Annotated in this window: 13 protein-coding genes; 9 read left to right on the forward strand and 4 right to left on the reverse strand. The window is 48.3% G+C overall.

Going from position 1 to position 14,985, the window contains the following annotated elements; translation table 11 throughout:
- Nucleotides 1-5: 5 nt before the first annotated feature.
- From GX659_03450 to GX659_03460, 3 genes are read right to left on the reverse strand one after another with little or no spacing between them, the layout of a single operon-like run.
- On the reverse strand, nt 6-1,721 hold the full coding sequence (locus tag GX659_03450) for a capsule assembly Wzi family protein (GenBank protein NLD27843.1): 1,716 nt from the start codon (nt 1,719-1,721) through the stop codon (nt 6-8).
- A 1-nt stretch (nt 1,722) separates the two neighbouring features.
- Nucleotides 1,723-4,146 (reverse strand): MMPL family transporter, encoded by a 2,424-nt coding sequence (locus tag GX659_03455; protein NLD27844.1) that lies wholly within the window; start codon nt 4,144-4,146, stop codon nt 1,723-1,725.
- Nucleotides 4,147-4,191: 45 nt separating this feature from the next.
- Complete coding sequence (locus tag GX659_03460; protein ID NLD27845.1) at nt 4,192-5,226, reverse strand: inositol phosphorylceramide synthase; 1,035 nt, start codon at nt 5,224-5,226, stop codon at nt 4,192-4,194.
- A 244-nt stretch (nt 5,227-5,470) separates the two neighbouring features.
- Between GX659_03460 and GX659_03465 the strand changes: the two genes are divergently transcribed.
- From GX659_03465 to GX659_03505, 9 genes are all read left to right on the forward strand, one after another.
- On the forward strand, nt 5,471-6,610 hold the full coding sequence (locus tag GX659_03465) for a glycosyltransferase family 4 protein (protein ID NLD27846.1): 1,140 nt from the start codon (nt 5,471-5,473) through the stop codon (nt 6,608-6,610).
- Entirely contained in the window at nt 6,607-7,305 is a 699-nt protein-coding gene (locus GX659_03470; GenBank protein NLD27847.1) for a polysaccharide deacetylase family protein, read from the forward strand. Before GX659_03465 ends, GX659_03470 begins: the two co-directional genes overlap by 4 nt.
- Nucleotides 7,302-8,288, forward strand: coding sequence for a flippase-like domain-containing protein (locus tag GX659_03475; protein NLD27848.1), 987 nt, complete (start codon nt 7,302-7,304; stop codon nt 8,286-8,288). Before GX659_03470 ends, GX659_03475 begins: the two co-directional genes overlap by 4 nt.
- 9 nt (nt 8,289-8,297) lie before the next feature.
- The gene (locus GX659_03480; GenBank protein ID NLD27849.1) at nt 8,298-8,609 is read left to right on the forward strand and encodes a YggT family protein; all 312 of its coding nucleotides are present in this window, start codon (nt 8,298-8,300) and stop codon (nt 8,607-8,609) included.
- Between the two features lie 4 nt (nt 8,610-8,613).
- The gene (locus GX659_03485; protein NLD27850.1) at nt 8,614-8,895 is read left to right on the forward strand and encodes a DUF167 domain-containing protein; all 282 of its coding nucleotides are present in this window, start codon (nt 8,614-8,616) and stop codon (nt 8,893-8,895) included.
- A gap of 140 nt (nt 8,896-9,035) precedes the next feature.
- Complete coding sequence (locus GX659_03490; protein ID NLD27851.1) at nt 9,036-9,290, forward strand: zinc ribbon domain-containing protein; 255 nt, start codon at nt 9,036-9,038, stop codon at nt 9,288-9,290.
- Between the two features lie 16 nt (nt 9,291-9,306).
- Nucleotides 9,307-9,930, forward strand: coding sequence for a hypothetical protein (locus GX659_03495; protein ID NLD27852.1), 624 nt, complete (start codon nt 9,307-9,309; stop codon nt 9,928-9,930).
- A gap of 75 nt (nt 9,931-10,005) precedes the next feature.
- Nucleotides 10,006-12,762, forward strand: a complete 2,757-nt coding sequence (locus tag GX659_03500) for a PEGA domain-containing protein (GenBank protein ID NLD27853.1) — start codon at nt 10,006-10,008, stop codon at nt 12,760-12,762.
- Nucleotides 12,763-12,827: 65 nt separating this feature from the next.
- The gene (locus tag GX659_03505) at nt 12,828-14,177 is read left to right on the forward strand and encodes a sigma 54-interacting transcriptional regulator (protein NLD27854.1); all 1,350 of its coding nucleotides are present in this window, start codon (nt 12,828-12,830) and stop codon (nt 14,175-14,177) included.
- A gap of 235 nt (nt 14,178-14,412) precedes the next feature.
- On the opposite strand, the gene GX659_03510 is transcribed toward GX659_03505, so the two are convergent.
- Nucleotides 14,413-14,982 (reverse strand): tetratricopeptide repeat protein, encoded by a 570-nt coding sequence (locus tag GX659_03510; GenBank protein NLD27855.1) that lies wholly within the window; start codon nt 14,980-14,982, stop codon nt 14,413-14,415.
- Nucleotides 14,983-14,985 lie beyond the last annotated feature (3 nt).

Here is a 14,985-nt window from a genome sequence, read left to right on the forward strand (position 1 = left end):
GGCACCTAATAAAATTTAAAGTTTAGTTTAGAATCCAAATTAAGTTTTAGCGACAGTGCGATAATCCAGTTATTACGAGAAAGCCCCTGTACATACCCCGCATTTAAGGCACGCTCATAACCAGTCCTTAGGGTTATAGAGGAAGCGTTGCCCAAAGTATACTCCGGTTCGAGGAGGAAGCGATAGCGAATATCGCTAGGCCCCCTTTTTGCCACGACTATATCGCCGAGCGAGCCATCAGGATCCCTTGCGTTTTTATATATATTAGAACCCCTTTTATCCCAATCAAAAACGGCTCCGACGGAGACCTTTTCATTTACATCCATGTCAACCCTTAAATGAGTACCAAGAGCGTTCGAACCCAGGTCGTCACCTATAAACAGTCGATCAAGAGTAAACCCATCGTAGTAAAGCGAGTGTCTATACATTATTGCACACATTCGTTTGAACTCGAACCTAAGGCTCACCTTTCCGGTATTGCCTACTCGCGGCAGATAAAAGCCGGCCAAGTAGCTTGACCCATCTCTAAAAAATCTGACGAGAGTATCTCTCTTATCTTCATTAGCGAGAACTCCATAGAGAGTAAGCCCCGCCGCAGGGGGAATGCGTATCAGGACCGCTGCTTCCATTATATGATTAGTCTTGTTTGTAGAATCTGGCGAGGTTCCCGCAGGTCGAAAACCCCAAAACTCACCGAATACATCCAACGCCGAGAGCGAGGGCGCCCCCTCTCCACCCATCATAGTAATATTCCCAAATCCAAGTTCAACATATTTTGCAGGTTGATAGGAAAGTCTATATCCTGTCAGCCACGCATAAGGATGATCGCGATTCGGACCGAGATTAGCGCCAAATAGCCCTATCCTCCAATGTCCGAGATGACGAAAGACCCATGGAAGCTGGAATGGTGAAGGAGTCGAAAAACCTATTTGATCGAGAGGACGCGGATCGTTGGTCAGAAGCAACCCACCATGCTCGCCAGGCCCCCACGATATAGGAGCCCTGCCTAAAGTGATCGCGGCATCGGCGGCTTGAAGAACCCCATATCCCTCTTGGAAGAGCGGCTTTATAATATCTTCGCCTCTGTTATTTCTGTACATATTGCCTTCAAGCCTGAAAGTGGCTTGGGCAGCAAAATATTTGGTAGCATTGAAAGAAGTATCAGCTTCAATGGCGGACTGGAATCCAAAAATAGCATGACGACCTTCAACATAATCAGACAAAGGATTCACAACTGCATCAGCTTTTCCAATACCGTTATTGCTGATGATACGCAACGGAGCTTCGCTCAGATAGTTCAGATCGAATCTGGCCTCCCTGATCGGCTTGATTATAAGATCAGGCGCAGGCTCCTCAAGTAAACCCGCCATGAGAAGATCATCATTAAAATAACGCTTCAACCTCCTAAGTGCAGACTCTATAAATGCCCTCTTAGATAGATATTTGGAATACTCCCGATAATCGGAAAAGGTCTCCTTGGACAGTGGAAAATTTTCGTCAAAATTTTTGGAGGCCTCGGCGATCATTCTCGCAAATTCGGAACGTGCAAATGGTTTCTGATCGACGATTGGGGGGTAGCAAAGCCCATGTGAAACGAGCATCTCTATATCCCTGTAGGCCCTATCACCCACATGAACATAGCTGCTCGCCGGATGTGCAAAGGAGGAAGAAGAAATTGTCAAAATGCACAAGAAAAAACAGAGGTGTAAAATTTTTATCATCTTATCTCCTGAACCATCTGTCTATTACAACAATGGTCGCAGGAACCACGAAAATGCCAGCTATGAGGCTGGCCACATCCCCTATTACAGCGCTCTGCCCGAAGGTGACAAGGGCCTGATTGTTAGCTACCGTCAGCACAAAATAGCCAATGGTGGTAGTAGCTGAACACATCACTACAGCAAGGCCGGTTTTTCTAAGCGCATTTGCAACACCGGAGGGCCCTTCCTGCCTCAATCGCACAGCGATATTTAAAGAATAATCAACTCCAATCCCAAAGGTAAGCGGCAGAACGATAAAGTTGAAGAAGTTTATTTTTATATCCATCAACGCAGCAACGCCTATCATCATTACAATAGACCAGATCAATCCGACTATTATCTCAAAAGACAATTTCATCCCTCTCAATGTGATCAGCACAAAAGCAACGACCACAAAAAATGAAGCCAGCGTAAGGATAGGGGCCTCTGCTTTGATTATCTTGATGAGATCGGAGAAGACTATCGAGGGGCTAGCTGCATGAAGCAATGTTCCATCGGCAAGATGTATATCCCTTATCGTATCGGCGAATTTTATAAGGTTACGCCCATCTGAAAGCAACATACCCGGACGTGGATTGACAAAGACGACTGAACCCTTATTACCTTTTAGATCGTCAAAGTGTCTTGTCAGGGAATCTGGGAGATCCTCTATCTCCATCGCCCTGCCCAAAATGGATTTTTTCAGCCTATCTATACCATCCCGCGACTCACCTTCCAACTCTCTGACCCAAACCTGAGATATCAAGGCGTCGATTTTTTTCATCACGGCAAGCTTGGCATCTTGGTCTTTCGGCAGAAGGTCGTAGATTGAATGGCATGTGCCAACTCTGCGCTCTTCAGGAGGATACCGCATATTCTGTTCATCAACAGCATTGCATGCTTCCAGCCCCTGTTCCGGTCTTTCCACAAGGACGACCGATGGCGTCATCGAATTTTTAAAAAGCTTACTGACCTCTTTTTCAAGAGCCTCTGTGCCAGAATCTACCGACACTTTATTCCTCATCTTGGTGAAGTCGTATTCTATGCTATTAGGAGCAAATCTCACCGCGATAGAGACGGCAAATACAAACATAAGCACCCCAGTGACAACTATCACAATTGGCGATTTCGAGGCCAAACGGGCGGTCAGAGTCAGGAAAGCGCTCTTTCTTTGAACGGTCGACTTCGGTTTTACAAGTCTTAACACGCGCTCGGAAGCAAGCATAAATATCGGCAAAACTAAAACGGTGGAAAGCCAACATAAGAAAACCCCTGTGGCACCGATAAATCCAAACTGCGAAAGGCCTCTGATCCTGGCTATCAACAAAACCATGAAAGATACCATCGTGGTAGCCATGGCAAGAAATGTTGATTTGAGAGTCATATTGAGCGCAATCTTCATGGCCTTAGGTGGTAAAAGATTTTTCTTCCGTTCCTCTATGTATCTCGCCACCAGAATGATGCCGTAATTGATTCCCGTGCCAACAATTATGGAGCCCAGAAATGCAGTCTGAGCGTTTAAATATCCTATGACGAACCTGGTCAGAGCAAATGTGCAGGCCACCGCAAAAAGAAGGGTCAGTCCGAGGATAAAAATAACTCTTACCCTGAGAAAGTATATAATGAGAGCAGCTGCGACCAAAGCGACACAAAGAAGAGCAGTGGAAAGAATATCGTGTTTTAGAGTCTCATATTCCTCAATAGTGCTTTTTACATTCCCACAAAAACCGACCGACATCCCGGGATCGAAAGACTTTGGATTCAGATTATCCACTATTCCCTCAATGGAGGAAACTAGCGTCCTTGCCGAGTCGAGAGTTATCGTCTCACCATAAGGACGGATGACCATAATCAGCATCCTTCCCCAGTCACCACCGTAATAATCGTCAAAGGTCGATACGGGGGTTTCGAACTTCCCCTTGTTTCTATCCTTTATATCGTCAGTCCTGACGGTAAAATCATCATCTTGACCATCCTCCAAATCCAGAAACAGAGGAGTGCGCTTGAACTTTTCGTAATCTATTTTTCTTTTCAGGCGATCGTGCAGAATTTCAAGGTCTGCCACATCTATAAAATAGAGAAAATGATCCTCATAAAACTTGCGAACCTCATCCGTCCGATAGCTGTAATACCTAACCAGCCCATCTGGCAGCTGATCTATGGCAGAAGCCAGATCGTCCATAAATTTTTTGTTTGCATCCGGGTTTGGACTTTGGGCAACGACTATAAGCGATCCGACCCCCCCTATTCTTTCAAGAGCACGGTTTAACTCTTTCACGCTTTGATAATCAGGAGGGAGGAGCTCTTTAAGATCACTTTTAAGAGCTAGCCCGCTTGAAATATAAATTGCAGCTAGAAACAAGAGAAGTGTTGCGATCAAAGCCCCGCGCTGATGGCCGGTGACCATATCGATATAAGAATTCAACAAGCGATGTATGCGATTGCCCATTTGTTAAAACGGAAGCCCGTATTTTTCGCGCAGGCGAAGCCATACCGGCATAGCCCAGCTAGAGATAAAATATCCTGCCACTGCCACAAACCATCCTGCGAATATATCGACAACCCAGTGATGCCTGAGATAGACGGTCGCAAACCAAAGACTTGTTACGAGCGGGATATAGGCATACCATAAAATTTTGCACTTGAGATTCATATTCCTGTATTTCCATGCGTATATCAGGGCGATCGAGGAAATCCCGACATGCAAACTTGGAAACGCTCCACCGCTGACCACTGAAAGACCATCCCACTGCCCCTGAAGCCAGTCATAGAGAAAAATTCCGGAGAGGCGCACAGGCGAATCGAACATATGCTCTATGAAATATCGCGGCGGAGAACATGGAAGAAAAACGTAACCGAGAAATCCGAATATGAAACAGAGAGCCAGCGCAAGCGCCATATGGCGGAACTCGAAGCGCTTTCCCCAAAGCGACATCAGGAACATTATAAACAGTGGAAGAGCGAAGTATATCGCGTAGGAAAATGCCATTATATCCGTGAGCAGCGGGGAATAAATTTTCTGCGCCCAAAGCGTGGGTTCAACGCCAAATATCGCTATATCCATCTTCATGATTGGTCCGGCGATATCCAGCGCCATCACCTGTCCCGCCACATCGTGCATATTCTCATAGATAAAAACCACGAGGACGAATGGAATCCAGTCACGAAGAATGAAGGTCGACGACGCATACCAGTTCGCCGGATCGCGTTTGACCCTCACCGCAATCGCAAATGCCATGATGACGAGGGGAAGTATCACGGTCGCCTGAAAAAGCCTGATTTCTCCACCCATCGCAAGGACGCTCCCCACGAGCAGCAGTGACATTACAAAGAGGATCGCGTTGTCAAATCCAACTACAGCAAGGCGGTAGAGCGCCCTCTCCCTGACCCCATTGAATAATGAGGAAAAAGAAGGCAGCCCTCTTTCCTCAACGAGTTCGCCCGGTTTCAGTGCGGATTTATCCGTAATCAAGTCCTCGGTAGCCATAAGTCCGGCGGATGCTACCTATGGAGATCGAAAGCACAACAAAAAACTCTCTAACAAGGAAAAGTCGCCAATATTTCAGATAGATATATATTGGAAGCCGGCTGACTTATTATAATAATTTAAATATAATTTATACTTATTCATATTTAATTATACATATTTATAATATATTTATAAATCATAATCCAGTTTGACAAAACGCCGTTCATACTTGATAACCACCCGAAATTTAGGGAATAACAGGATGAAAATAGGAATAGTCACAGAATATTTTTTCCCAACGATAGGCGGAATAACGGAAAACGTCCATCACACGGCGATGGAACTGCTGCGGCGCGGTCATGAAATCAGGCTCATCACCGGAGGAACCTCAGAATCCAGAGGAGTCGGACAGGAGATATCCGACAGGATCATCCACATCGGCAAAAGCATTCCGACCTTTTTCAACGGATCCTGCGGGAGGATCTCCACCGGATTCGACCTCTCGAAGCGAATGCGCGGGATCCTTGAGGCGGAGCAGTTCGACATCCTCCATCTGCACTCCCCTCATTTCCCAACGCTTCCGCTTATCGCCGCGATGCAATCAAGCTGCCCGATGGTCGGAACCTTCCACACCTGCATGAACGTAAAACCTCTGTATATGTGGTATGTGAAAAAAATCCGACCCGTAGTTGACAGGCTCGACGGCAAAATCGCTGTCTCCAAAATTTGCGCCGAGGAAAGCGCACAATATGTCGGCGGCCCCTTCGAGATAATACCCAACGGAGTGGATGTCGGCTGGTGGAAAAACGGAGCAAAAAAAATTGGAAAATTCGACGACGGTAAAATCAACATCCTCTTCATCGGAAGGCCCGACACAAGAAACGGCCTCGACATTCTGATAAGAGCTTTTTCAAATATCCACCGGAGATTTCGCAAAACACGGCTAATAGTCGTAGGGGATGGCCCTCTACTTTTTTATTTCAAATCCCTCGTCCCGGATAAAATCAGCGACTCGGTATTTTTTGAAGGCTCAGCGCTAGAAGCCAGGCGTGACTACATGAAAAGTTCGCACATAATGTGTTTCACTCCGGAAATCGCATCGTTCGGAATAACGATCCTCGAGGGGATGAGCGCCGGGATGCCGCTGATAGCCTCTGATATCGAACCATTCGCGGAACTAGTCACAAACGAGGAAAGTGCGCTGCTGATAAATCCCAAAAGCGTAGATGAAATGGAGCATGCCCTTGCAAGGCTCATAAACGACGACGAGCTAAGAACCTCGCTCGGCGCCTGGGCCTCCAGAAGGGTTGACAGATACGACTGGAAGCGCGTAACAGATATGCATCTCGAGTATTACTCCAGAATTTTGAACGGCCGGGGTAAAAAGGAGCCGGGAGAATGAACGTCTTTTTCGCATCGCTGGCCATATATTTCATCGCGGCATGCCTAGCCGCCTACATCTTCATCCCTCAGCTCGACTGGTGGCTGGTCAAGAAGAGATGGAAGCACAGGAAAAACAAAATAGCAGCGCTCTCTTTTGACGATGGACCGAGCGAAGAATGGACGCCAGCTATCCTCGACATCCTGAAACGCGAAAAAGTTTCAGCCACATTCTTTCTTGTCGGCGAAAAGGTCCGGGAAAACCCGGAACTGGCAAAAAGAATCCGCGCGGAGGGGCATGAAATCGGGAATCACACATTTGACCACAGAAAAATATCCTTCAATTCCGGAAGAAAGATCGCACTAAACCTCGTCTCTACCTCGAACGAGATAGCCGGCGCGGCTGGCGACATGCCGCGTCTGGTAAGAACGCCGCACGGCTTTCGCCGCCCCTTTATAAATAAAACGGCCAAGCGACTGGGCATGCAGCTAGTCCCATGGACGAAAGGAATATTTGATACCGACGGAGCAGGTCCGGATCTCCTTTTAAAACGCTTCTCAAAAAAATTTCAAAGGCTTGAGATTCTGCTTCTGCACGACGGAATCGCCCAGGCATCTGCGAATGAAAGCCGCAGCTCCACAGTTCAAGTTCTCCCTAAGATAATCGAGAAGTACAAAAAATCCGAATATGAATTTCGCCTGATCGGAGATTTATGAAGCGCAAAGCACTGACCGTAACCGGCTGGCTCATCTCGATAGCGGTGACGGCATACCTGCTCGGAACAGCTAACATATCGGAGCTCATAGGAAGTTTCGCCAGCACCGACATATGGTATCTGGCCCTTGCTACGATCATCAATATCGGAGTGCTCGCACTGAAGGGAATTCGCTGGCAGCTACTGATCCTTCCTCAGAAAAAAACCGCCTTTTGGGGGATGTTCAAGGCAACGACTATAGGTTACGCGGCAAACAACATCCTCCCTGCAAGAGGAGGCGACCTTTTAAAGATATTCCTCGTTCATAAATGGGAAGGGGTGAGCAAGACGATGCTGTTTTCCGTCACTGCGCTCGATAAAATCTTCGATGGCCTTACCCTGCTGATTCTCTTTGCAGCGATATCGCTTCGGTCGCAGTTTCCGAAGTGGGTGAAGGATGGGACCATCATATTCTCAATCGCACTCCTCATCCTGATAACGGCCTCCGTAATAATTCTCGCGAGATCCGGAAGGCTGGAAGAAAAAAAACCGAGCAAGACAGTACAGTTCTTCATGCGACTGGCCTCCGGCCTCAAAGCCCTGACTAGCGCAAAAATCGCCGGATACACATTCATCGTTTCGCTAGTCACGTGCATCGCACAGATAGTCATGGTATGGTGCACACAGATGGCCTTTGGAGAGAGGCTCGACGCTATTGTGCCGGCGCTGGTTTACATAGCGATCAATCTGGCCATCATGGTTCCGGCCGCTCCAAGCGGAGTCGGCCCCTTTGAAGCCGCGGCTGTGTTAGCATATGCTTGGCTCGGAATTCCTGCAAGCATCGCCCTGGCTATAGCGATAGCATATCATGCGATACAGCTGATCCCGACTACCATACTGGGAGCGGCTTTCTACGCGATCTCCCTCACCGCCGGCGAAAAGGTCAGGATAACGAAAAATGCCCTCATCTCAGATGACTCCGCTGCATCGGAATATAAAATTTAAGGAGAGGAAATGCCCTTTCTAGCATCCATCATAATGGGAATCGCAAAACTATTCGGCCTAGCGATAAATATCTACACGATGATCGTGATAGTAGCCGCCCTCATCTCATGGGTCAGTCCAGATCCCTACAACCCGATAGTCAGGATGCTGCAGACGCTCACCGAGCCGACCTTCCGATTCATAAGAAGGCTTCTCCCGACAAGACTTCGTATGCTGAGGATCGATATATCACCAATTATACTGCTTCTGTTTTTGACAATAGCCGAGGCCGTGCTCATGCGCCTGTTCCATATGGCAGCAGCAGCTATCGTAGCTCCTTAAAAATATGGATCTGAATTTCAGAAAAACTTCGGATGGGATAGTGCTGAACTGCCGGGTTACGCCCCGAGCCAAGAAAAGCGCCATCAAAGGTGAAAGGCTCGGCGTGCTTCAGGTGGCACTAAACGCCCCCCCCGTCGATGGAAAGGCCAATGAGGAATTGATACGCCTGCTATCCAAATCGACGGGGATTCCAAAAAGCAGGATACTCATAATAAAAGGGCTAGCTGGAAGAGATAAGTCCGTTTTATTCCAAGGTGTTACAGAGAAAGATCTCGTATTCAAATAGCCGCGCAGCAGAAAATTGGCCGAGAAAGCCTGTCTCCTAAAAAGTCTTTACATAATGGATAGATAAACTAGTATGGGGTCTCAAAACCCACATTTTCATGGGGTAGAGAATCCTGCAAAATGAAAGGAGCTTTCCAGTTTATGCCGATCTACGAGTACGAGTGCAAGTCATGCAGCAAAAAGTTCGAAATTTTTCAAAAAAGCACTGACGCCCCTTCGGCGAAGTGTCCAGCTTGCGATGCGACCGCCGAAAGAATCATCTCCCAGACATCCTTCGCGCTGAAGGGAGGCGGCTGGTATAAGGATGGATATTCCTGCAAGGGGGGCAAGAGCTCAGACAAAGAATGCTCATGTTCGGGCGGATGTGATCAACACAAAAAATCTTCTGAAAAATAAAAACTGAAAGGCGCTGATGGTAGATAAAGTCGACAGGCCGGAATCAAAGCCGATCTATGAAATCAGGGAGTCCAAGGGCACCCATGAGGATCAGCATCAGCAGCAAAATCCGCGCGAGGACGCCGAAAAGCGCTACAAGGAAGAGTTGGAGGGAAAGAATTGGAGCAAGTTTGAAAACCGGTCATTCATAATAAGATCGATCAAGATTCCGGTTGCGAACATCTCCGCGATGCTGCTCAAGAACGTTATGCTGCACAAGGGCGTCGGCATACTGCACGTCACATTGCTGTGGAAGGACGGAAGAAAGACGCCAGATGCGCTGATGAAGCTCTCATCTATGGAGGAGTACATCCGGTTCAAAAGAATATCCGCGGGGCAGGAAATACCGCGCGAGAGCTGGGCGAAAAAACACGAAATCGAACTTGGCATCCCCCAATATATAGCCCACAGCGGCCCGTTCCCATCGGGAGGAATCTCGGGGATGACAGATGCTGGCAGCGCAAAAAGTACAACTTCCCCGGGACTTATGACAGCGATGGGCATCATAAACAGAAAAACCGGGAAAATTAACTGGGGGGCAGTTATCGTTTACGCAGCGATCGTCGCTGCAATAATAATCGGAATCATGGTAAACAGGTAAACCAGACATATGAACGACTTCGAACCAAAACAATTCGGGAAATATTTCTTATTGAAGAAGCTGGCTGTAGGCGGCATGGCAGAAATCTATGTGGCCAAAACCTATGGCGTTGACGGATTTGAAAAACTTCTCTGTATAAAGAGGATCCTCCCCCACTGCTCCGCCGACATGGATTTCGTAACGATGCTCGTCGACGAAGCAAAGCTCTCGGTTCTTCTATCGCACGCCAATATCGTACAGGTTTACGACCTAGGGAAGGTAGGCGAAGATTATTACATATCGATGGAGCTCATAAACGGGGTCAACCTTCGCGACACATTATACAAATGCAGAGAGGAAAAAATCATCCTCCCCACCGAAATCGCATGCTACATAGCTTCGGAAATATGCAAGGGACTCGATTACGCACATCGCAAAACGGATCACAACAACAAACCGCTAGAGATAGTCCATAGAGATATAAGCCCTCAAAACATCCTCATATCGTACGAAGGCGAAGTTAAAATCGTGGATTTTGGAATAGCCAAGGCCGCGATGAACATCTCGCATACCATGGCCGGCATCCTGAAGGGGAAGATCGCATATATGTCTCCCGAACAGGCCACAGGACATTCATTGGACAGAAGGACTGATATCTTCTCCGCCGGCATACTTCTCTACGAGATGCTCACCGGGCAGAAGCTCTACACGGGAGAATCGCAGTTTGAAATCCTGAAAAAAATACGCACCACACAGATCAATGAGAAAAATCTGCCCGACTCCATACCGGACGGACTCAAGAAGGTGGTCGCCAAGGCGCTGGCCTACAGACCGGAAGACAGGTTTCAGCACGCCGGCGACATGCAGATAGAGCTCACCAAGTACCTGTATTCAACCTACGTTGATTTTTCTCCGCGCAAACTTTCTTCATTCGTGGCCAAGCTTTTTTCAGCAGAGATCAAGGAGGAACGCTCCGAGGCATCAAGAAGATTCTCACTAGGTGAGATGACCAGTTCCATAAACGTCGCTGAGGAGACAAAACAGTTTGACATAGTTAAGCGGGAAAATATCTACGAGCAATCGGAAGGCGGAGAAACAGCTTCCCCTCCTCCACTTGGAGAATCGTCGCTGACAGGAACAAGACGAGGGACCCAACCCCTTCCTGAAATGCCATCTACCGTCGAAACCGCTGGGCGCAGAGTCGGCAAAAAATTCATAGCTGCCATGCTCATCCTCCTTGCGTTGGGCGCTGGGGTTTATACCGCTGTAAAGTATATTCCAATTGCCAGAATATGGGAAAGCATATCCTCCGCAATAAATGATGAGACATCGAAGGAAGAAAAACCCGTCGCAGATGAGGGAACCGGCATGGTGCTTGTGACATCAAAGCCAGAAGGAGCAAAGATACTCGTAGACGGCAAGGATTCAGGGTTGACGACTCCATCGACGCTCGAGGACCTCGAGGTCGGAAAAACCTACGAGATATCTGTTCAAAAGGACGACTTTGGCCCTGCATCTGAAAAGGTCTATGTCTCCTCGTCCGACAGGATCGACGTTGAACTCGAAATGGATGAACACACAGGAATAATAAATGTCATAACTGACCCGCCAGGCGCAGTTATCATGTTGGACAACAGGCTAACCGGCCTTTCGACACCGGCGATGCTGGAAAAAATTCCGCTGGGTCAGGATGTAAGAATAACTATCACCAAACCCGGTTTTGAAGACTTCGAACAGATCATCAAACTTTCATCGTCGAAACCTCAAAAAATATCCACCAAATTAATCGAGATATCAGAACAGGCAGGAACCTTCTCGATAACTTCGACCCCTCCCGGCGCGGCCATATATCTAAACGGCAAGGATATCAAGAGAAACACCCCGGCCACTCTGACTGGCATTGAGCCAGGAGCTTATCTCCTTTCGGTCAGAATGGAAGGATATGAAGAGTGGAAAGCCAATTACGACCTCGCAGCTGACGAAACGAAAAACGTGACAATAAATTTGGTCAGGACCAAGGCGGCTGTAGCTGAAATTGCAAAGGCAGCAGAAGCACCGACCACAGAGGAACCAAGGACGGAGCCAGAGCCAACCGAGAGGGACGAGAAAAAAACCGCCGCACTCTCGGTCACCTCTACACCCTCCGGCGCATCGATATTTCTGGACGGTCGCGCGTCGGACAAGAAAACCCCCGCGACCATCGCCGATCTGAAGCTCGGCGCCACCTATAACATCAGGCTGGATCTGGATGGATATGAAAGTGCGTATCGCAAAAAAACGGTGAGGAAAGACTCAGAATCGGTTTCGGTCGTGTTAAAGTCCAAGGTGACAAAGAGAGAGGAACCCCCTGCAACGCGAACAGCACCAATAGCATCGCAGCCCCCTCCGTCAGCGATCCCAACTCCAAAACAGATACCAGGCGCCGAACCGGGAAAGATAAGAATCTCCTCTGACCCATCGGGCGCGGATGTATTCGTCAACTCAGAATACAAGGGAAAAACTCCGATAACCGTATCTGCACCGGCCGGCACAGCGCACGTTCTGGTGAACAAAGAAGGGCTCTCCAGATCAAGCCAGACCGTCACGGTTAACCCCGGCCAGACGACGAACCTGAGCACCATCAAACTTGGAGAGCTCTATGGCGATGTCAGCATAACTACAACCCCGCCACTGGCGACAGTGACATTTGACGGGCAAACGATTCCGGCAAAAACTCCTGTTACCATCAGGAAAGTTAGGACGGACAGACAGCATACCGTCGTCGTGACTCTTCCCGGCTACAGGGCTTGGAGCAGGACTTTTTCAATGACGGGTTCCAACACATCATTCAACGTGGTACTGGAACCGCAGTGAGATAGATCGAAAGGAGCCTTAAAATGGTAGCAAAAGATTTCGAGGGAAAAACCGAACTTCTTAAAATGGATGAAATTCCGGATGTGGTCTCCCTCCGCAAATGCCAGCTCGTAGTCGTAGACGGACCCAACAGGGGTAAAAAGCTGACGCTCAATAAAAATATAACGAAGGTAGGAAAAAGGGAAAGTAACGACCTCATTCTGGCGGATAAGACAGTATCGAGAAACCACGTAGAGATCGAATATGCGTCAGACAGTTTTCTTCTGAGAGACCTCGGCTCCACCAACGGCACCTTCTTGAACGGTTCCAAGGTGAAGGAGGTATATCTTACGCCCGGCGATCTGATCAAAATTGGAAACACCACGATAGAATTCATCGCCTACGATGAGAAGGTCAAGATAGAGCCCTCCGACAAGGAGGAGTTCGAGGCGATGGTCGGCAAAAGCAGGAGGATGCGCCAGATTTTTTCAATCCTTGAAAAGATATCCCCTACCAACGCCACCGTCATCATAGAGGGCGAAACCGGAACAGGCAAAGACCTGGTCGCGCAAGCGATACACTCTCAGAGCACACGGAAAGAAAACCCGTTTATCGTCTTCGACTGTTCTGCCGTCGCACCGAACCTGATCGAGTCCGAACTCTTCGGCCACGAAAAGGGGGCATTCACAGGGGCCGTGAAAGCCAGACGAGGGGCTTTCGAGGCCGCCAACGGGGGCACTATATTTCTCGATGAAATAGGAGAGTTGACATCGGATCTCCAACCAAAGCTGCTGCGTGCTCTCGAGCAGCGCGAAATCAAAAGGGTCGGCGGAAATATTCCTGTAAAGATAGACGTCAGAGTGGTATGCGCCACCAACAAAAATCTCAGGCGCGAGGTAGATGACGGCAGATTCAGGGAGGATCTCTACTACAGGCTCTCCGTCGTCAAAGTTTTATTGCCCCCGCTGCGAGAACGCCCGGAGGACATCCCGCTCATAATAGAGAGGTTCCTCAGCGCTGGCGCATTCAACAAGAAGCCGGACGGATCCTTCATGGTCACGCGCGTTGAAGATGACGCCCTCAAGGTCCTCAGCAGATACGAATGGCCCGGCAACGTGCGCGAACTTTCCAACGTCATACAGCGCGCAGTATCCTTTGCCGAGGGAAATTCCATAACAAAAGCCAACATAGACTTCATATTCGCTGAAATGGAACACGGTGAGGATAAGACCGAGAGGATGACGGTAGACCCGGATATCCCGTTCAAGGATGCAAAGCAGCAGATCGTGGAAAATTTTGAAAAAGAATATCTGGCCGGCCTGCTTGAAAAGCACCGTCACAACCTTTCAAAGGCTGCCCGCGAAGCCAAAATCGACCGCAAACACCTGCGAAATCTGCTGAAAAAATATGGCCTGACGGATCAAGATGATGGATAACAGAATGACGCTCGTCATCCCGAAAATTCCGCGATTGGGAAAAACAGAAGCCAGAAGCGAGAGGCTAGAAGCTAGAAAGCGGGAGAAATCTTCATCTTCGTCTTGATTCTTAATCTTCATCTTAGTCCTGATTCTGATCTTGATCTTAATCTTAATAAGGATATTTTCGAATATAAGTTAGTCTTACAAAAGGCTGATCAAAGATCAGGGATCAGGATTCGACGATCATTTCAGTTTATCTGCTTCGTCTGACACCCACCGGCGCCTCTCTGTCGGCGTCGATCGAGCGTTTGATAGCTATAACGAGGGATCTGGCCCTGTTGGCCCAAAGATTGATACCGCTGCGATCCAGCAAGATGGCATTTCTGAAATCCTCGGCGGCCTTTTTGTAGTTCTTATGCCGAAGGTATATCTCACCGCGATTGACATATGTAGCGATGTCGCGTTTGTCTATCTTTAACGCCTGGGTATATTCGAGAATAGCTTCGATGGGACGCTCCCTCTTCTGATGAACAGCGCCCATCATCCCGTGAAAATACGCATTTCTGTGATCGAGAACTATAAGCCCCTGAAAAATCTTCTCGGCTTCGTCTATCCTTCCGTGCTTGAATTTGACATGTCCGGCATCGGCGAGCTGGTAAAGCTGCTCCCTCGATATTCCCCTCAATTCGGCGATGCTGACTTTATCTTCAAGAAAGGCGTACAAGAGTTCAGTGATATGCTTCCTGCGCATCGGAGAAGGATCGATGATCTGACTTCTCTTCCCCTGCGGCAGGCCGACTTCTGCATTTTTTTCTTCGGACATATT

This window comes from Myxococcales bacterium (assembly GCA_012513515.1).
In the GTDB taxonomy this organism is placed as follows: domain Bacteria; phylum UBA10199; class UBA10199; order 2-02-FULL-44-16; family JAAZCA01; genus JAAZCA01.